Consider the following 18029-nt stretch of genomic DNA (forward strand, 5'->3'; position numbering starts at 1 on the left):
CGTAGATTTCGTCCGGGATTTCGTCCGGGAAAGGATATGTAAGGAAGCCCGATGCCTCGGTTCGTCGATCGGGTCGTCATTCACACCCGAGCGGGTTCCGGTGGTAATGGCTGTGCCTCGGTTCATCGTGAGAAATTCAAGCCGCTAGGTGGTCCCGACGGCGGTAACGGCGGGCGCGGCGGCAGCGTCGTCTTTGTGGTAGATCCACAAGTGCATACCCTGCTCGACTTCCATTTCCGCCCGCACGTCACCGCGGCGTCAGGCAAACAGGGCATGGGCAGCAACCGGGACGGCGCCGCCGGTGCCGACTTGGAAGTCAAAGTTCCCGACGGCACCGTCGTGCTCGACGACAACGGCCGGCTGCTTGCCGACCTGGTGGGAGCCGGCACCCGCTTTGAAGCCGCCGCGGGTGGTCGCGGCGGGCTGGGCAACGCAGCGCTGGCGTCGCGGGCGCGCAAGGCGCCAGGCTTTGCCCTGCTTGGTGAGCCGGGACAGGCCCGTGACCTCACCCTAGAACTCAAGACCGTCGCCGATGTGGGGCTGGTTGGATTCCCCTCCGCCGGAAAATCCTCGTTGGTGTCGGTCATCTCGGCGGCCAAGCCCAAGATCGCCGACTATCCCTTCACCACCCTGGTTCCCAACCTCGGCGTGGTCGCTGCCGGTGGTCACTCATTCACCGTCGCCGACGTTCCCGGTCTGATTCCGGGCGCCTCACAGGGCCGGGGGCTGGGGCTGGACTTTCTGCGGCACATCGAGCGCTGCGCGGTGCTGGTGCATGTCGTGGACTGCGCCACCGCTGAACCGGGCCGGGACCCTATTTCCGACATCGACGCGCTGGAGGCCGAATTGGCGGCCTACCAACCCACGCTGCAGGGCGATGCGGTGCTCGACGACCTGGCCGAACGGCCGCGTGCGGTGGTGCTCAACAAGATCGATGTGCCCGAGGCCCGCGAGCTTGCCGAGTTCGTTGAGGACGAGCTCGCGCAACGCGGCTGGCCGGTATTTCTCGTATCCACGGTCACCCGGGAAAACTTGCAGCCGTTGATCTTCGGGCTGTGGCAGATGGTCTCGGAGTACAACGCGGCTCGGCCGCAAGCCGCGCCGCGACGGCCGGTGATCCGCCCGGTTCCGGTCGATGACAGCGGCTTCGACGTGCAGGCGGACGGACACGGGGGCTTCGTGGTGACCGGCGCTCGACCCGAGCGTTGGATCGGCCAGACCAACTTCGACAACGACGAGGCCGTCGGCTACCTGGCCGACCGCCTGGCGCGGCTGGGGGTCGAGGAGGAGCTGCTGCGGTTGGGGGCAAAGCCGGGGTGCGCGGTCACCATCGGTGAGATGACTTTCGACTGGGAGCCGCAAACGCCCGCGGGTGGTCACGTCGCAATGTCCGGTCGGGGTACCGATGTGCGGCTGGAACGCAGCGACCGCGTCGGTGCGGCCGAGCGCAAGGCTGCCCGCCGCCAACGTCGCGAACGCGATGACGATTGATGGGCAGCCCGCACCGCGAAGCCATTCGCACCGCCCGCAGTGTCGTGGTCAAGGTTGGGACGACGGCACTGACCACGCCATCGGGGGTGTTCGACGCCGGCAGGCTGGCTGAACTGGCCGACGCGATCGAGTCGCGGATGAAGGCCGGTACCGACGTCGTCATCGTGTCTTCGGGGTCGATCGCTGCCGGCATCGAACCGCTCGGACTATCACGTCGGCCAAAGGACCTGGCGACAAAGCAGGCGGCGGCCAGCGTCGGTCAGGTGGCGTTGGTGAACTCGTGGAGTGCCGCCTTCGCCCGCTACGGCCGCACGGTAGGGCAGGTGTTGTTGACGGCACACGACATTGCGATGCGGGTGCAACACACCAATGCCCAGCGCACACTGGACCGGCTGCGGGCGCTGCATGCGGTGGGAATCGTCAACGAGAACGATACGGTTGCTACCAACGAGATCCGCTTCGGCGACAACGATCGGCTTTCGGCGCTGGTAGCGCACCTAGTAGGTGCGGACGCCTTGGTGCTGCTCTCCGACATCGACGGCCTCTACGATGCCGATCCACGAAAATTCCAGAACGCCAGATTCATTCCCGAGGTGTCCGGTCCGGCCGACCTCGATGGAGTAGTCGCCGGGCAAGGCAGCCACCTGGGCACCGGCGGCATGGCGTCGAAAATGTCGTCGGCGCTGCTGGCCGCGGATGCCGGAGTTCCGGTGTTGCTCGCTCCTGCGGCGGATGCGGCGGCCGCACTCACCGACGCGTCGGTGGGCACCGTCTTCGCCGCGCGGTCCGAACGCATGTCGGCCCGCCGATTCTGGGTACGCTATGCGGCCGAGTCCGCCGGATCGCTGACCCTCGACGAAGGTGCTGTGCGGGCCGTCGTCGGGCATCGGCGCTCGTTGCTGCCGGCGGGCATCATGGCAGTGGCGGGCAAGTTCTTTGGCGGCGATGTCGTTGATCTGTGTGGGCCCGACGCGACGATGGTGGCCCGCGGTGTGGTTGCCTATGACGCGACGGAGTTGGCCACCATGATGGGCCGGTCCACCTCAGAGTTACCCGGTGAGCTGCGCCGGCCCGCGGTCCGCGCCGACGACCTGGTCGCGGTATAAGTGAGTGTCCTCGGCCTTCCCCTGCCAGGCGGCTGGACGGCCGTTCCAGCGTTTCCTTGACGGGCCGATGTGGTGTCGGTCGGCATTGATTGGCCGACCGCGTCGTCGCTGCTGTCGACGGTGGTTCGGCGCCAAAGATTTTGAAGTGGAATTGCCGTGGTCACTTTTCTTAGCAGTGAGATAACCATCGCCGGGTACTCGGTCTATGTCCACAGGTAGAAGTCTTGCGCTGAGATTTTTGCGGTTGATGTTGGGGCCGTAGGGATTTCAACTTTCTATGGTGATTTCGCTGTCCAGGCAGTGCGCGGTTCGCCCAAGTTATCGTGAGATTTCTCGGGGAGGGATAGCAGATGTCATTCGTGAGTGTGGCGCCGGAAGCAGTGGCGACGGCGGCTTCGGATTTGGCGCGCATTGGTTTGTCGATCCATGCGGTCAACGCAGCGGCGGCGGGCGCCACGACGACGGTGCTGGCCGCCGGTGCCGATGAGGTGTCGGTCGCGATCGCGGCCTTGTTCGGCACCCATGCCCAGGAATATCAGGCCATCAGCACCCGAATCTCGGCCCTCAATGAGCGCTTTGTCGCGCTGTTGACCGCGGGGAGCAACAGCTACGCGGCCAGCGAGTCGGCCAGCGTCTCGTGGTTGCAGGCCGTGGAGCAAGACGTGCTGGGTTTGGTGAATGCACCCAGCCAGAACTGGTTTGGGCGGCCGCTGATCGGCAATGGCGCCGATGGGGTGGCGGGGACCGGGCAAGCCGGTGGGGCTGGCGGAATTCTGTGGGGTAACGGCGGCGCCGGCGGCTCCGGCGCGTTCGGTCAATCCGGTGGCGCGGGCGGGTCGGCGGGGTTGCTCGGCCATGGCGGTGCCGGCGGCGCCGGAGGCCAGGCCGGGGCTTCCGGTACCGGCGGTGTCGGTGGGGCCGGCGGCGCCGGCGGATGGCTGTACGGCAACGGTGGGACCGGGGGAGTTGGCGGTGAGGGCCGGTCAACGGGGGTGTTGGAGGTGCCGGCGGGCGGGCCTGGTTGCTGGGCGCCGGCGGGTCCGGCGGTGCCGGGGGGGCAGGGGCTTGGTCTAAGCGGGGGTGCCGGAGGGGCCGGCGGAAACGGCGGATTGTTCGGCATCGGCGGCACCGGCGGTGCCGGTGGTGACAGCGCGGGCTCCGGTAGTGCCTGGGCCGGTGGCGATGGCGGTCATGGCGGGTTGTGGGGTCGAGGCGGGGCTGGCGGTATCGGCGGAGTCAATTCGGACTCTGGCGATGGTGGGGCTGGTGGCGGTGGCGGTGATGGCGGACGGCTGTTCGGTAGCGGTGGCGCCGGGCGGGGCCGGCGGAACCGGCGCGGTCGCCGGTAGCGGCGGTGACGGGGGCGCCGGTGGCGCTGCCGTGGGGCTGTGGGGGTTGGGCGGTCACGGTGGAGCGGGTGGCGACGGTGCTGTCGGTCTGGCAGGCGGTGTTGGTGAGGCGGGTGGTGAGGGCGGCAGTGCCGGCAACGGTGGTGCCGGCGGGCTCGGTGGTTGGCTGATCGGCTCCGGCGGGGCCGGCGGCCTCGGCGGTGTTGGTGGCGCCGGTGGTGCGGGCGGGGCCGGGGCTGCCGGGATCGCGCCCGGGAGCAATGGCGGCAACGGCGGCAATGGCGGCGTTGGTAGTGCCGGCGGGGTGGGCGGTTCTGGCGGTCACGGCGGTTTCCTGCGGTTCCTGGGCGGGCAGGGTGACGGTGGTGCCGGCGGGGCCGGTGGGGCTGGCGGTGTCGCCGGTGACGGTGGCAAGGGTGCCGACGCGGCGGCGTTCTCGGGTGCGGCCGGGGGCAACGGTGGGCATGGTGGCGATAACGGTGCCGGTGGCGCCGGTGGGACCGGCGGAGCCGGCTCCACCGTCGGTGCCCACGGGGCGGATGGGTTCAGCCCCATCACCGGCGGTAACGGCGGTGACGGTGGAAACGGCGCCTCCGGTCCAGCCGCTTCTGCCGGGGTTGCCGGTGGTGCCGGTGGTGCCGGCGGTGATGGCGGGTTGTATGGCAATGGCGGCGCCGGTGGGGACGGCGGTAATGGCGTAGCCGGTGGCCAGGGGGCGGATGCCACCGCGGCTGGCGTATCCGGGGAGAACGGCGGCGATGGCGGGGCCGGCGGCATGGGCGGGGCCGGTGGCATGGGTGGTGCCCTTGGCGGTCACGGTGGCGCCGGCGGGGCCGGTGGTGTCGGCGCGACCGGCGGGTCCGGCGGGCTTGGTGCTACCGGCGCTGAGGGTGTGACCGGGGGCAACCTTCATGGCGGCGACGGTGGCAGTGGGGGCAAGGGTGGTATCGGCGGGGCCGGTGGTGACGGTGGCGCCGGCGGTAAGGCTCAGGCCGCGGGATTCGCCGACGGCACCGAGGGTGTCGGCGGGGCCGGTGGTGAGGGCGGGGCTGGCGGTGTCGCCGATGACGGTGGCAAGGGTGCCGACGCGGCGGCGTTCTCGGGTGCGGCCGGAGGCAACGGTGGGCATGGTGGCGACAACGGTGCCGGTGGCGCCGGTGGCACCGGCGGAGCCGGCCCCACCGTCGGTGCCCACGGGGCGGATGGGTTCAGCCCCATCACCGGCGGCAACGGCGGTGACGGCGGTAGCGGCGGCAGCGGTTCTCAAGGTGTGAAAGGTGGTGCTGGCGGGGTCGGCGGTGACGGCGGGTTGTATGGCAATGGCGGCACCGGAGGCACCGGGGGCACCGGGGGCATCGGCTTCAACGGCAGCACCACCATCGGAGGCGGCAACGGTGGTAATGGCCACACCGGGTTGACCGGTGGTGACGGTGGCGCCGGGGGCAAGGGTGGTGCCTTGGCCGGCCACGGCGGTGACGGTGGTACCGGTGGTACCGGTACCTCTGGCATTTTCTCCTCCGCAAACGGTGGTGACGGTGGCAACGGCGGTGACGGTGGTACCGGCGGGACCGGTGGTGTCGGCGGCCTAGGTCCTGTCTGCTAATTGCGGACGCGGTGGTAGGTGATGATGGCGGCCAGGGTGGCACCGCCGAGGTAGGTCAGGGCGTATTTGTCGTAGCAGGTGGCGACCGCGCGCCAGTGTTTGAGCCGGTTGAAGCTTCGCTCGACGGTGTTGCGGTGCTTGTAGATTCGGCCTGAGAACCCCGGAGGCCGTCCTCTGTTGCGGCCTTTGGCTTTGCGGCGGGTGATCTGGTCGCTGCGCTCGGGGATGGTGTGGGCGATCTTGAGCCGGCGCAGCTGTGCCCGCGTCGAGTCATGGGAGTACGCCTTGTCCGCCAGCAGGTGAAACGGGGCGTATGAGTTGCTGCACCGGGCGGCCAGCAGTGGCCAAAGCATCGGATTATCACCGGCTTGACCGGCCGACAGTGCCAGGGTGACCGGACTGCACAGCTGGTCGGTCAAGGCGTGGATCTTGGTAGTCAGCCCGCCGCGGGAACGCCCAATGGCGTGGTCATCGGGCTCATGGAGATATTTCTTGTAATTCGACAGATCCCCCTGTGCGGCGCCCGGGGCGCTCCGGCTGCGTGTTGGTGGGCGCGCACACTGGTCGAATCGACCGACAACAGTGCGCCCAGGTCGGCGTCCTCGGCGTCGAGGTCAGAGGCGATCGCCGCGAAGATCCGCGCGTAGATGCCATCGACCGACCAGCGTAGATGCCTCTCGGCCACCGATTGCCAGGGACCGAAGTGCTCGGGCAGGTCACACCACGGAGATCCCGTACGGTAACGCCAGATAATGCCCTCCAGAGTACGTCGATGATCGTTCCACGGCCGGCCACGCCGCCGCCCCGCAGGCAACACCGCCACGATCAGCGACCACAAATCATCAGAAATCGCATGCGTCCGCATCACCCAAACAGCATCAGCCAAAACACCATTCACATTAAGCAGACACGCCCTAGGCGGCCAGGCTCAGGCCGCGGGATTCGCGGACGGCACCCAGGGCGTCGGCGGCGCGGGCGGCGTGGGCGGGACCGGCGGGAACGCCGGCAACGGCGGCCGCGGCGCAAACGCGGACGTCGGCTCCGGGAAGGCCGGCGGCAACGGCGGCGACGGCGGTGACCCCGGCGTCGGCGGCATCGGCGGGCAAGGCGGGGCCGGTTACATCGCAGGGGTCGAGGGTGCGGCCGGGGTCGCTCCCACCTCTGGCGGTAACGGCGGCGACGGCGGCAACGGCGCCAGCGGCGCTACCGGCGTGAACGGCGGTGCCGGCGGGTCCGGTGGTGACGGCGGGCTCTACGGCAATGGCGGCGACGGTGGTGACGGCGGGAACGGCGGCAAGGGCCAGGTCGGCTCCACCGGCCCTGTGGCAGGTAGCGCGGGCGGAACCGGAGGAACTGGCGGTCAGGGCGGTGCCGGTGGCAGCGGGGGCGCGTTGGCCGGTCACGGCGGTGATGGCGGTAGCGGTGGAGACGGGGGTACCGGGGGTACCGGCGGTACCGGCAGAAATGGTGCGAACGGGATCACCGGGGCCGATATCGATGGCGGGTCCGGCGGTAAGGGCGGAAATGGTGGGACCGGTGGAGCTGGCGTCGCGGTGGACAGGGCGGTCAGGCCCAAGCCGCGGGTTACTCCGATGGAACGCAGGGCGTTGGTGGTGCTGGCGGGGACGGTGGGACCGCCGGAATCGGCGGGGACGGCGGTGACGGCGCCAACGCGGTAGCGGGCTCCGGTGAGCGTGGTGGTGACGGCGGACATGGGGGTGACCCCGGTAACGCCGGGGCCGGTGGCCAGGCCGGCGCCGGTCCCACATCTGGCGGAAACGGCAAAGCCGGATCCGGCGTCACCACCGGTGGTAACGGCGGTGACGGCGGAAACGGGGGCAGTGGTGCTATCGGCGTCAAAGGTGGTGCCGGCGGGGCCGGTGGCGACGGCGGACTCTACGGCAATGGCGGAAACGGCGGTGACGGTGGAACCGGCGGGAAGGGCACCGTCGGGGACAGCGGTGCCACATTGTCCGCGGACGGTGAAAGGGGCGGGGCGGGCGCGACCGGTGGTGTCGGCGGGGCCGGTGGCGACGGCGGTGCCAAAGGCGGCAACGGTGGCCTCGGCGGGTCCGGCGGTACCGGTGGCATGGGCGGTACCGGTGGCGATGGTGTGCATGGAGCAGACATGGCTTCTGGCAGCGGCGCTAACGGCGGCTATGGCGGCTACGGCGGTTTTGGTGGTGTCGGAGGTGCCGGTGGTACTGGCGGCGTCGGTGGTCAGGCTCACGCCGCGGGGTTCACTGACGGTGCCACCGGGGCCGGTGGCGACGGCGGACAGGGGGGTACCGGCGGCCTTGGTGCCAGGGGAGGCGATGGTGGTGACGGAGCTGACGGGAGCATCTCTGGTCCGCCACAGAATGGCGCCAAGGGCGGTGACGGCGGCGGTGGGGGCCCGGGCGGGCTTGGCGGTCAAGGCGGCCTGAGTGGGGACGGATCAAGTACGGGCGCAGCCGGCGAGCTCGGCACTTTCGGCAACGGCGGCTCCGGCGGAATGGGTGGCATCGGCGGAAATGCCACTGGTTTCAACGCACCCGGTACCGGCGGCGCCGGCGGCGACGGCGGCAACGGGGCTTTTGGCGGCTGGGGGGGAACCGGTGGCGAAGGTGGCTACTCCAGCGTGGGTACCGGTGGCACCGGCGGGGCTGGCGGTGACGGCGGTATGGGCTTCGGGGGCATAGGTGGCGGCGGCGGCACTGGCGGCCAGGGTGGTAGCGGAGTTGATGCCCAGGGTATTGGTGGTGCCGGCAACGGCGGGACAGTCGGCAACGGCGGTGACGGTGGTGACGGCTGGGACGCTCCCGGCGGCCAGGGCGGCCAGGGCGGCCAGGGCGGCAAGGGCGGCCGAGGCGGCAACGGCGGTGACGGATCCCCACCCGTCCCTCCGTTCGGCGGCAGCACCGGCGGCACCGGCGGCACCGGCGGCGCTGGCGGCGACCGGTTCGTCGATACCGAACTTGTTGGGATTGGCGGAGTAGGCCATGGTGGCGCGACCGGCGGCGGGCCGACCGGGCCGGCACTGGTCGACGGCGGCGTGGGCGGCGCCGGCGGATCCGGCGGAACCGGCGCACACTAATCGCACCGGAATGCCTGCGCTCAGATCAGCGACCTGCCTGCCGAGGTCGTGGTAGGCCAATCCCCGTGCGTCATCGCAGCGACGTTGACGTGAGATACAGGGCACCCCATACGATTTCAGAAAGCGTATCGGCCAGTTCGGCGTCGAATTCGGGCGGTCTGCTCGGTAGGTTCTGATGGCAGGTTCGCTCGACCATCCATGTGAGCGCGTTGGCCGTGGTGGTCGCGGATAGTTCGGGGCGGATTGAGCCATCGGCCTGGCCGTCCTCGATGACCTGGGCCAATCGCGCGGAGATGGCAGTCAGGATGTCCCGATACGTTTGTGCCGTGTGGGGGTCATAGCCGGCCATCTCGTTGAGGGCGATGAGGATCGGTTGATGACGGCGATAGCGGGCGATGATGGCGCGCATCGCGGCTCTGACGTCGTCCGGATCGTGGCGCCAGGCCACGTCCCACCAATGCTGCGCGCCGGTGGCCAGGTCGTCGAACACCTGACCGGCCAGAAGGCGCAGCAGGTAGCCCTTGTCATCGAAGTAGATGTAGAAGCTGGCGCGTGAAATGCCGGCCTCGGTCGCCAGCCGATCGACGCTGAGCTCGGTGAAGCTGGCGCCATTGTTCATGAGTCGCTCGGTGGCCTCTAGCAGGCGGCATTCCATCTGCTCGCGCCGCTGCCGGCGGTTGGCCTGCGCATTTCGGGTGATGGACGCCATGTTTGCCCGGGCACCTCCTGGTCTTCGGATGAGCATAGCCAACCGCGAGACATATTGACTAGACATAGTGTCTAGACATAGCATCGTCAGTCTGTGACCGGGGTCCTAGTTGATGAAGGAGAGCGGCGATGACGGCAATTTCGGCGAGCGTGCGGCCCTACGACACGATCGATCTGTCATCGCGTGCGTTCTGGGCATCGAGTGCGTCGCAGCGGGAAAGCTCATTTTCGGTGTTGCGGGCCGAACGCCCGGTGAGCTGGCACCCTCCGGTCGAAGACGCGCTCATCCAGGATCCCAACGACCCGGGGTTCTGGGCGGTCACCCGGCGCGCTGACATCGTTGCGGTCAGCCGCACTAACGAGGTGTTCTTGTCCGGCAATGGCGTGCTGTTCGAGAATGTTCCCGCCGAACTGCTGGAAGCGTCACAGTCATTTCTGGCGATGGACCCACCGCGACACACCAAGCTGCGCAAGTTGGTCAGCGCGGCATTCACGCCCAGGCAAGTCCGTCGCATCGAGGACTCGATCAAGATCAACGCCAAGGGCATTGTCTAAGAGCTCCGGATGGCCGGCGGTGGTGTCGATTTCGTCGAGCACTGCGCCAAGGAACTGCCCATCCGCACCCTGTCGGACATGGTGGGAATTCCCGAAGCCGACCGTGAGCGGGTGGCACATGCCGCCGATGCGCTGGTCTCCTGGGCGGACCCCCGCTACCTGAATGGTCGAGAACCGCTGGCCGTGCTCTTCGAAAATCAGATGTATCTGCATCAGGTCGCCGCCTCTTTGGCCGCCGAGCGGCGGGACCGGCCCGGCGATGACCTGTTCAGCGCTCTGGTCAACGCCGAGGTGGACGGCGACAGGCTCGCCGATGCGGATGTGGCGGCGTTTTTTGTGCTGCTTGCGGTGGCCGGTAATGACACCACCCGCCAGACCATCAGTCATGGCCTGAAGGCGCTTACCGACTTTCCCGGCGAGAAGGCTTGGTTGCTAGCCGATTTCGGCACTCGGATTGGTACAGCGGTCGAGGAACTCGTTCGGTGGGCGACGCCGGTGATGACATTTCGCCGCACTGCGGCCGCGGATTTCGAGCTGGGCGGACAACTGATTCGCGTGGGGGAGAAGGTGGTGATGTTCTATGCCTCCGGAAACTGGGATGAGGATGCGTTCTGTCATCCCGAACGCCTGGATCTGAGCCGCAGTCCAAATCCCCACGTGGGCTTCGGAGGCGGTGGAGTGCACTTCTGTCTCGGCGCGCATCTGGCCCGCGCGCAACTGCGTGCCATCTTCGGCGAGCTACTTGTGCAACTTCCCGATATCCAGGCCGGTGATCCGGTCTACGTGCCCGGCAACTTCGTACACGCCATCCGCAGCATGCCCTGCACCTTCTGACGGTGGGGGACATGGCATCGGCCAAACTGGGCCATCGGCCTTTGCGCAGGGGCATCCGCTGGTCAAGCTGGCGATCAAAGGCACTGCTAGCAAACGGTTATCGGTTCCACGTAAACCGCGGCGGCTAGGGCGTGTCTGCTTAATGTGAATGGTGTTTTGGCTGATGCTGTTTGGGTGATGCGGACGCATGCGATTTCTGATGATTTGTGGTCGCTGATCGTGGCGGTGTTGCCTGCGGGGCGGCGGCGTGGCCGGCCGTGGAACGATCATCGACGTACTCTGGAGGGCATTATCTGGCGTTACCGTACGGGATCTCCGTGGTGTGACCTGCCCGAGCACTTCGGTCCCTGGCAATCGGTGGCCGAGAGGCATCTACGCTGGTCGGTCGATGGCATCTACGCGCGGATCTTCGCGGCGATCGCCTCTGACCTCGACGCCGAGGACGCCGACCTGGGCGCACTGTTGTCGGTCGATTCGACCAGTGTGCGCGCCCACCAACACGCAGCCGGAGCGCGCCGGGCGCCGCACAGGGGGATCTGTCGAATTACAAGAAATATCTCGATGAGCCCGATGACCACGCCATTGGGCGTTCCCGCGGCGGGCTGACTACCAAGATCCACGCCTTGACCGACCAGCTGTGCAGTCCGGTCACCCTGGCACTGTCGGCCGGTCAAGCCGGTGATAATCCGATGCTTTGGCCATTGCTGGCCGCCCGGTGCAGCAACTCATACGCCCCGTTTCGCCTGCTGGCGGACAAGGCGTACTCCCATGACTCGACGCGGGCACAGCTGCGCCGGCTCAAGATCGCCCATACCATCCCCGAGCGCAGCGACCAGATCACCCGCCGCAAAGCCAAAGGCCGCAACAGAGGACGGCCTCCGGGGTTCTCAGGCCGAATCTACAAGCACCGCAACACCGTCGAGCGAAGCTTCAACGGGCTCAAACACTGGCGCGCGGTCGCCACCTGCTACGACAAATACGCCCTGACCTACCTCGGCGGTGTCACCCTGGCCGCCATCATCACCTACCACCGCGTCCGCAATTAGCAGACAGGACCTAGTTCGGAAGCCAGCAAGACCAGCAGTTCAGAACAACCGCCGTCGACTTTGACGTCGGCCAGATCGTCTCCGCGGGTGTGGCCCCGGTTGATGATCGCGACCGGAATGCCCCGTGCCGCGGCGTGACGTAGAAACCGATAGCCCGAGAACACGGTCAGTGACGAACCGGCCACAAGCAGCGCGTCGGACTGATCGACCAGTGAAAATGCTTGATCCACACGTTCTTTGGGGACGCTCTCGCCGAAGTAGACGATATCGGGCTTGAGCATCCCCCCGCAGCAACGGCAGTCGATGTAGCGAAACGACTCGGTATCGGCGATAACAGCGTCCGCGTCAGGAGCCACGGCCAGGCCGCCGACGGCCTCGGCGCGCTCGATGAATCCCGGGTTGAGCGACTCGAGTTCGGCGGCCAGCGTCGAGCGGCTGATCGTGTGACCACAGCCCAGGCACGTCACCTGGGCATAGGTGCCATGCAGGTTGACCACATTCTTGCTGCCCGCCTTGGTGTGCAGCAGATCGACGTTCTGGGTGATCACTCCGGTCACCACGCCGGCACGTTCGAGCGCGGCCAGCGCGCGATGGCCGGCATTGGGCGCGGTGTCATCCATGTGCCGCCAGCCAACATGATTGCGCGCCCAGTACCGCTGCCGGAAAACCGGGTCCGACGTGAACTGGCGGATTGTCATTGGATTGCTCGGCGGCGAATCGGGTCCGCGATAGTCCGGTATGCCGGAATCGGTGGAAATCCCGGCGCCGGTGAGCACGGCTATCCGGTGACCGGTCAGCGCCGCGACGAGTTCCGGGGACTCCACAGCCTTGAGAGTAGGCACGAATCAGCTTGCCTGCCAATCGGCCGTCGGACAATCGAGCGGTTTCGTGACGCGGTTATCCGACCCGGTAGCGGCGCCGGCTCGGACTGCTGTCGTGCTGCCCGGCGCCGACGCGATGGGCGGCAGTGTTGCCGAATTCGGTGAGCAGACCGAAGCCGTTCAGGCCCAGGGGCGGGTGGGGCATGGGCGCCGCGACAACGCACCGAGCGGGACATCTTGCCTGCGATCTAGGCGCCCACCCGGACCCCTAGACAAGGCTCGTTGATCGGTTTCCGCCCGTCGTTTCGGTCTTCGGCGGTGGGAAGCCGATAATGGAACGACGATGGACTTCTACAACGCATACGGCCAGGGCTTTGTGCGCGTTGCCGCGTGCACCCACCACACCACGCTTGGTGACCCGGCGGCCAATGCCGCGTCGGTACTGGGGTTGGCCCGCCAGTGCCACGACGACGGTGTCGCGCTGGTGGTGTTCCCTGAGCTGACGCTGTCGGGCTACTCGATCGAGGACATCCTGTTGCAGGACGCTCTTCTCGACGCCGTGCAGGACGCGCTGCTCGATGTGGTGACGGCGTCGGCCAATCTGTTGCCCGTTTTGGTGATCGGCGCGCCACTGCGGTATCAGCATCGCATCTACAACACCGCCGTCGTCATTCATCGCGGAGCCGTTCTGGGGGTGGTGCCGAAGTCCTATCTGCCCACCTATCGCGAGTTCTACGAACGCCGTCAGGTCGCGGCCGGAGACGACGAGCGGGGCACCATTCGGGTCTGCGGCGCGGACGTGCCGTTCGGCCCCGACCTGCTCTTCGCCGCCTCCGACCTGCCCGGCTTCGTGCTGCACGTCGAGATCTGTGAGGACATGTTCGTCCCCATACCGCCCAGTGCTGAGGCAGCGTTGGCGGGCGCGACGATACTTGCCAACCTGTCCGGGAGCCCGATCACCATCGGGCGCGCCGAGGACCGTGCGCTGCTGGCCCGCTCGGCGTCGGCACGGTGTCTGGCCGCCTATGTCTATGCCGCGGCGGGGGAGGGCGAGTCGACGACGGACCTGGCCTGGGACGGCCAGACCATGATTTGGGAAAACGGGGCGCTACTGGCCGAATCCGAGCGGTTTCCCCGCGGAGAACGCCGCTGCGTGGCCGACGTGGACACCGAGTTGCTCCGATCGGAGCGGCTGCGGATGGGCACCTTTGACGACAACCGCCGCCATCACCGGTCATTGGCGGACTCATTCCGGCCCGTCGTGTTCCGGCTGGATCCACCGGCCGGAGACATCGGGTTGCGGCGCGAGCTCGAACGCTTCCCCTTCGTCCCAGCTGATCCGCAACGGCTGCAACAGGATTGCTACGAGGCCTACAACATCCAGGTGTCCGGCCTCGAACAGCGGCTGCGGGCGCTCAACTATCCGAAGGTGGTCATCGGGGTCTCCGGCGGGCTCGACTCCACCCACGCGCTGATCGTCGCCGCTCGCGCGATGGACCGCGAAGGCCGTCCGCGCAGCGACATTCTGGCGTTCACCCTGCCCGGATTCGCCACCGGTGATCGCACCAAGAACAACGCGATCAAGCTGGCCAAGGCGCTGGGGGTCAGCTTCGAGGAAATCGACATCACCGAGACGGCCCGGTTGATGCTCGACACCATCGGGCACCCGTTCTCCAGCGGGGAGAAGGTCTACGACGTCACTTTCGAGAACGTTCAGGCCGGGCTGCGCACCGACTATCTATTCCGCATCGCAAACCATCGCGGCGGAATCGTGCTTGGCACCGGTGACCTGTCCGAACTCGGGCTGGGCTGGTCGACATATGGTGTCGGCGACCAGATGTCGCACTACAACGTCAACGCCGGGGTCCCCAAGACATTGATTCAGCACCTGATGCGCTGGGTTATCTCATCGGGTCAGTTCGACGAGCATGTGGACGAGGTATTGCAGTCGGTGCTGGACACCGAGATCACTCCCGAACTGGTGCCCACCCGCGAGGAAGAAGAATTGCAGAGCAGCGAGTCCAAGGTGGGCCCCTTCGCGTTGCAAGACTTCTCGCTGTTTCATGTGCTGCGGTACGGATTTCGCCCCTCGAAGATTGCCTTTCTGGCCTGGCACGCGTGGAGCGACTCACAACGTGGCAACTGGCCACCCGGTTTCCCCGACGACAAGAGGCCGTCGTACTCGCTATCCGAGATCCGGCACTGGCTGATGGTCTTCGCCCAGCGCTTCTATTCGTTCAGCCAGTTCAAGCGGTCGGCACTGCCCAATGGCCCCAAGGTGTCCCACGGAGGTGCGCTGTCTCCGCGCGGCGATTGGCGGGCTCCGTCGGACATGTCGGCGCGAGTCTGGCTCGACGAGATCGAAACCACCGTGCCGCGCGACTAGCCAGACGGACCGGCCGTAGCGGCCACGTCTGCTAGTTCCATAGGTCCGCGAACACCGTTGGGCCCCTAAAATTTTCCGCGACCGGAAGAACGGCCGCCTCGACGCGCGGGGTTCACCCAGGCTGGCCCTCGCTGCCGTTCTGGCCGGGGCGGCCGGACACCGCGCCGCCTCCGCCCCCGACACCACCGGCGGTGCCGATACCGCCCGTCCCGTCGGCACCGACGGGTGAACCGTCACCGCCGTTGCCGCCGTCACCGCCGTTGCCGCCGTTGCCGCCGTTGCCGCCGTCACCGCCGTTGCCGCCGTCACCGCCGTTGCCGCCGTCACCGCCGTTGCCGCCGTCACCGCCGTCGCCGCCGTCGGCGACCTGACCGTTGCTGTCGATGCCGCCAGCGCCTCCGTTGCCGGCCTTGCCGCCGTCGCCTCCAGCGCCGCCCGCGCCGCCGTCGAAGGTACCTTTGCCGCCGGAACCGGCGCCGCCCCCGTTGCCGGCCTTGCCGCCGGCACCACCGGCACCGGCGGTGCCGCCGTCGAGAGCGTCACCACCTTTGCCGCCGTCGCCGGCGTCGCTGCCGGCGCCACCGGCACCACCACCATGACCGGCCACACCGGCGGTGCCGTCGGTGCTGTGGCCGCCGTTGCCGCCCCCGCCGCCAACGCCGCCGTGGCCGGCGCTGCCGCCGCCCGTTGCGATACCGCCAGCACCGCCGCTGCCGCCCCGACCGCCGGTGCCACCGTCGCCACCGGCGACGGCATCGGAGGCGTCGCCTCCGACGCTGCCGTCGCCACCGACGCCGCCGGTGCCGCCGCTACCGGCGTCGCCGCCCGCGGTTGCGGTGCCGCCGACGCCGCCATTGCCGCCGTTGCCGCCGCCACCACCATGTCCGACCCGGAAGCCACCGCCACCCAAACCACCGGCGCCGCCTGTGCCGGCCGTCCCGCCGTTGCCGCCGTTGCCGCCGCCGGTTGCGTTGCCGCCGTTGCCGCTATCGCCGCCGTCACCACCTGCCCCGCCGGCACCGCCATTGATCCCGGTCACGATGCCGCCCCCGGTGCCGCCGGCGCCGCCGGTTCCGCCGTCCCCACCGGCACCGGCGTTTCCGCCGTCCCCACCGGCACCGGCGTTTCCGCCGTCGGTTGCGTTGCCGCCGTCCCCACCGGCGCCAGCCTTGCCGCCGGTGCCGCCGGCCCCGCCATCACCACCAAAGCCGCCGGCACCGCCTTCTCCGCCAGAGCCTCCGGTCCCACCGGCACCCCCGCCGCCACCGGCCCCGGCATCACCGCCGCCGGTGGTAGTCCCGCCGATACCCCCGGCACCGCCAGTGCCGCCACGGCCGCCGCCGCCCCCGTTCGCATTCAGGTCACCGGATTGGCCGTTGCCGCCGTCACCGGCGGTGCCGCCGGTACCTCCGTTACCGCCGTGGCCGCCGTCGGTAGCGTTGCCGCCGCCGCCGCCCTTGCCGCCGTCGCCTCCGGTGCCGCCGCTGGCACCCAACGGGGCGCCGTTGGCGCCGGTGCCGCCCTTGCCGCCGTCGCCGCCGGTGCCGCCGCCGACACCGGCGATGCCAGCGCCGCCGCTTCCGCCGGTGCCGCCGTTGCCGCCGTCGGTGTGGAGATCGCCGTCTCCGCCGGTGCCGCCGGTACCGCCGGTGCCGCCGGTGCCGGTGTTGCCCGCATGCCCTGGGGTAACCAGTGGACCACCGGCACCCGCCGCGCCACCGCGGCCCGCGGCGCCGCCCACGCCACCGTCCCCGCCGGTACCGCCGGCCAGGCCTGATCCGACACCCGAGCCACCGGCCCCGCCCGTGCCGCCGGTACCGCCGGTACCGCCATGGCCACCGTCCCCGGCGTGGCCGAAGAACTGATTGGCCCCGCCGACCCCGCCGGTGACACCGGCGGGACCGGTGTCACCGGGAGCGCCATCGCCGCCGGCCCCGCCGCTGCCACCGGAACCGGCCGCCCCGAACAGCCCATTGGAGCCGCCGGTCCCGCCGGTCCCGCCGGTGCCGCCCGCCGAGCCGACTCCACCGACACCCCCGGCCCCACCGACCCCACCGGCACCGCCATTGCCGAACAACAGACCGCCGGCCCCGCCATTGCCGCCGGTGCCGCCGGCCTGGCCAAGCCCGCCGACCCCACCGGCACCACCGGCCCCGCCCTGGCCGAACAACAGCCCGCCGGCCCCGCCATTGCCGCCGGTGCCGCCGGCCTGGCCGAGCGCGCCGACCCCACCGGCTCCACCGGCCCCGCCGTTGCCGAGCAGAAGCCCGCCGGCCCCGCCGCGTTGACCGGGCGCTCCGGACCCGCCGGCGCCGCCGTTGCCGACAAGCAGGCCTCCGTTGCCGCCGGCTTGCCCGGTGCCCGGTGCCCGGTGCCCGGTGCCCCGTTGGTACCGTCGCCGATCAGCGGGCGTGCCAGCAGTGCCTGGGTCGGCGCATTGATCAGGTCGAGCAGCGGCTGCAGGGGCCCGGCGTTGGCGGCTTCGGCGGTCGCGTAGGCGGTGCTGCGGGCGGTCAGGGCGCGGGTGAAGGACTCATGAAACTCGGCCACGCGAACACTGAGGGCCTGGTACTGCTCGGCGTGGGCGTTGAACAGCGCCGCGATGGCCGCAGACACGTCATCGGCGGCGGCAGTGGCTATCGCGGTGGTCGGGATCGCCGCGGCGGCATTGGCCGCGCTGACCGTCGAGCCGATCGCAGCCGCATCCGCGGCCGCAGTGGCTACCATCTCGGGCGTAACCAAAACGTAGGACATCAAATTGCTCCTTTAGCTAGCCTCGAACAATGACGGAGGGGTTTCGCGCCGAGGCCAACCGATCCGGGCAGCGCCACCGGCTATTGCGTGTGCGGTAAGGGCTGCATCGACTGTCGGGCCTTTCACGCCAGCCCCAGCGGGCCGAGCAATTGAGGCGGGATGGGCCGATGGCGGGCAACCGTGATCACGGCCCCGTCGGCGTTGTTCGACGGCTCGCGAACCCAGGGCCGGTTTCCGGTCAAAAGGGTTACCTGGATGAAGATTTCGGCAACGTCGTGCGGTGACTGGCGGTGCACTGGT

At 69.0% G+C, this 18029-nt stretch carries 8 protein-coding genes and 6 pseudogenes; 7 read left to right on the forward strand and 7 right to left on the reverse strand.

The window, feature by feature from the left end; all coding sequences use genetic code 11:
* Positions 1 to 51 precede the first annotated feature (51 nt).
* The 3 genes and pseudogenes from obgE to G6N41_RS14200 all read left to right on the forward strand — a co-directional run bounded on the left by obgE (position 52) and on the right by G6N41_RS14200 (position 5549).
* Positions 52 to 1491: a GTPase ObgE gene (gene obgE / locus G6N41_RS14185; protein WP_020725983.1), complete on the forward strand. Its 1440-nt coding sequence runs from the start codon at positions 52 to 54 to the stop codon at positions 1489 to 1491.
* Entirely contained in the window at positions 1491 to 2597 is a 1107-nt protein-coding gene (gene proB, locus G6N41_RS14190; protein ID WP_198913139.1) for a glutamate 5-kinase, read from the forward strand. The genes obgE and proB overlap by 1 nt, the downstream gene beginning before the upstream one ends.
* Before the next feature lie 350 nt (positions 2598 to 2947).
* Positions 2948 to 5549 (forward strand): annotated as a pseudogene (locus G6N41_RS14200) (PE family protein).
* Here G6N41_RS14200 and G6N41_RS14205 read toward each other — a convergent pair.
* Positions 5546 to 6417: pseudogene (locus G6N41_RS14205) on the reverse strand (IS5 family transposase). The pseudogenes G6N41_RS14200 and G6N41_RS14205 sit on opposite strands and share 4 nt — an antisense overlap.
* Before the next feature lie 343 nt (positions 6418 to 6760).
* On the opposite strand from G6N41_RS14205, the pseudogene G6N41_RS29595 reads away from it, so the two are divergent.
* Positions 6761 to 8625, forward strand: a pseudogene (locus tag G6N41_RS29595) (hypothetical protein).
* Positions 8626 to 8695: 70 nt separating this feature from the next.
* On the opposite strand, the gene G6N41_RS14220 reads toward G6N41_RS29595, so the two are convergent.
* The gene (locus tag G6N41_RS14220) at positions 8696 to 9334 is read right to left on the reverse strand and encodes a TetR/AcrR family transcriptional regulator (protein ID WP_198913142.1); all 639 of its coding nucleotides are present in this window, start codon (positions 9332 to 9334) and stop codon (positions 8696 to 8698) included.
* 128 nt (positions 9335 to 9462) lie between these two features.
* Here G6N41_RS14220 and G6N41_RS14225 point away from each other — a divergent pair.
* Positions 9463 to 10722 (forward strand): annotated as a pseudogene (locus tag G6N41_RS14225) (cytochrome P450).
* A 174-nt stretch (positions 10723 to 10896) separates the two neighbouring features.
* A pseudogene (locus G6N41_RS14230) lies at positions 10897 to 11768 on the forward strand (IS5 family transposase).
* Here G6N41_RS14230 and G6N41_RS14235 read toward each other — a convergent pair.
* Both G6N41_RS14235 and G6N41_RS29600 read right to left on the reverse strand, forming a co-directional pair.
* Entirely contained in the window at positions 11765 to 12610 is an 846-nt protein-coding gene (locus tag G6N41_RS14235; protein ID WP_198913143.1) for an NAD-dependent protein deacetylase, read from the reverse strand. The pseudogene G6N41_RS14230 and the gene G6N41_RS14235 overlap by 4 nt on opposite strands.
* Positions 12611 to 12665: 55 nt before the next feature.
* Positions 12666 to 12794 carry a hypothetical protein gene (locus G6N41_RS29600; protein WP_258037502.1) on the reverse strand — a complete coding sequence of 43 codons (129 nt, stop codon included), beginning with the start codon at positions 12792 to 12794 and terminating at the stop codon, positions 12666 to 12668.
* Between the two features lie 138 nt (positions 12795 to 12932).
* Here G6N41_RS29600 and G6N41_RS14240 point away from each other — a divergent pair, with 138 nt between their 5' ends.
* A complete protein-coding gene (locus G6N41_RS14240; protein ID WP_198913144.1) occupies positions 12933 to 14975 on the forward strand; it encodes an NAD(+) synthase in 2043 nt (680 codons plus the stop codon).
* A gap of 112 nt (positions 14976 to 15087) precedes the next feature.
* On the opposite strand, the gene G6N41_RS14245 is transcribed toward G6N41_RS14240, so the two are convergent.
* From G6N41_RS14245 to G6N41_RS14250, 3 genes and pseudogenes are all read right to left on the reverse strand, one after another.
* Entirely contained in the window at positions 15088 to 17145 is a 2058-nt protein-coding gene (locus tag G6N41_RS14245; protein ID WP_231609010.1) for a PE family protein, read from the reverse strand.
* Between the two features lie 362 nt (positions 17146 to 17507).
* Positions 17508 to 17729: pseudogene (locus G6N41_RS30335) on the reverse strand (PE family protein); the annotation flags it as partial.
* 122 nt (positions 17730 to 17851) lie between these two features.
* Positions 17852 to 18025 carry a hypothetical protein gene (locus G6N41_RS14250; RefSeq protein WP_198913145.1) on the reverse strand — a complete coding sequence of 58 codons (174 nt, stop codon included), beginning with the start codon at positions 18023 to 18025 and terminating at the stop codon, positions 17852 to 17854.
* Positions 18026 to 18029 lie beyond the last annotated feature (4 nt).

This window comes from Mycobacterium shottsii (assembly GCF_010728525.1).
Classification (GTDB): domain Bacteria; phylum Actinomycetota; class Actinomycetes; order Mycobacteriales; family Mycobacteriaceae; genus Mycobacterium; species Mycobacterium marinum.

Coding starts and splice junctions, on each gene's coding strand:
- G6N41_RS29600 (WP_258037502.1), bottom strand. CDS start 12,794: ATGCCCCACCCGCCCCTGGGCCTGAACGGCTTCGGTCTGCTCACCGAA.
- obgE (WP_020725983.1), top strand. CDS start 52: ATGCCTCGGTTCGTCGATCGGGTCGTCATTCACACCCGAGCGGGTTCC.
- G6N41_RS14240 (WP_198913144.1), top strand. CDS start 12,933: ATGGACTTCTACAACGCATACGGCCAGGGCTTTGTGCGCGTTGCCGCG.
- proB (WP_198913139.1), top strand. CDS start 1,491: ATGGGCAGCCCGCACCGCGAAGCCATTCGCACCGCCCGCAGTGTCGTG.
- G6N41_RS14220 (WP_198913142.1), bottom strand. CDS start 9,334: ATGGCGTCCATCACCCGAAATGCGCAGGCCAACCGCCGGCAGCGGCGC.